The organism is Arthrobacter sp. Hiyo1, assembly GCF_001263615.2.
Classification (GTDB): domain Bacteria; phylum Actinomycetota; class Actinomycetes; order Actinomycetales; family Micrococcaceae; genus Arthrobacter.
This window is the reverse complement of sequence record NZ_DF952472.1, coordinates 25,637-26,812: the sequence shown is the minus strand read 5'-3', so window position 1 is coordinate 26,812 and position 1,176 is coordinate 25,637. Positions and strand designations below refer to the sequence as shown.

The following is a 1,176-nucleotide window of genomic DNA, read 5'->3' as shown; positions in this document are numbered from 1 at the left end:
GATCCGTTGTCCACGACGATCGCGCGGTATCCAGGCGGCAAAGCTCCCAGCACCTTGGGAAGGGCCGAACGTTCGTTGAGGCACGGTAAGACGACGTCCACGAGTGCGGCGGGTGGGCCCCCATCGTCGGCCGGTCCGTTGGGGAGGCCGGCCATTCCTCTTCGATCGCGCGAACCGCTTTGCTCTTTCTCCACCCTTTGACCGTAGAATCCGCAGGCCCGGTGCGACAGGCGGATTTCCTTACGGAACCGGGACGTTTGCCTCCTACGGCCTAGGCCTGATCCCCGCGCAGCGGTGCAATGGCGAACTCCCGCATTCCGTCCTCGAAACCACGCTTGGGGATCCAACCGAGCTCGGCCCAGGCCCGGGCCGAGCTGGCGGTGATATGACGGACGTCGCCAGCCGGAATTCTCCTGTGACCACCGGCGCGGGCGCCCCGGCAACAGAACTCAGGACCTCCGCCACCTGCCTACGGTGTGGACCTCCGACGCGCCGATATTATATGCCCTCGCGCAGCCCGAGGCAACCCGGCCGCCAACCAACGCGTCAACGGACAACAGATTTGCCTCCGCAACATCCCGGACATGGACGAAGCTGCGGCGCTGGCCGCCATCCTCGAATACCCGCACTGCCTCCCCACGGGCCAGCGCAGAGCGGAACACGCTGGCCACGCCCGCGTACGGGGTGTTCTTGGGCATCCGAGGGCCATAGACGTTGTGGTACCGGAGGGCGATCGCAGTGCTTCCGGTTGAGCGCGCCCACGCGGCAGCGAGGTGCTCCTGGGCCAATTTGGAGGCGGCATAGACGTTCCGCGGATCCATGGCCGCGTCTTCGGTGACCAGTGCCGGGAGCAACAACTCGCCGGTGGCGGGGTCCCGGGGGTCAAAGATTCCGTGCTCCAGATCCTCCACCCGGCGCGGGGCGGGGTGCACCGGCCTGCCTGCCGAATCGGTGTAGGCGCCCTCACCGTAAACCACCATGGAGGAAGCGAGGACCAGTTTGTCGACGCCGGCGGCTGCCATGCCTGCCAGGAGCACGGCCGTGGCCAAATCATTGTTGCGGATGTAGTCCGGTGCGTCGAAGAAGTCCACGCCGAGTCCCACTTTGGCGCTCTGGTGCATGACGACGTCGACTCCGGCGAGCGCCTGCGCCACCGCGTCCGGGTCTCCGGCGTCG

1 protein-coding gene is annotated in these 1,176 nt (G+C 66.9%); it reads right to left on the bottom strand.

Features of this window, described 5'->3' with window-relative positions; all coding sequences use genetic code 11:
• Nucleotides 1-449 precede the first annotated feature (449 nt).
• Nucleotides 450-1,176 (bottom strand): NAD-dependent epimerase/dehydratase family protein (locus AHiyo1_RS13815; RefSeq protein WP_059388950.1); only part of this gene is annotated, 727 nt, incomplete at its 5' end.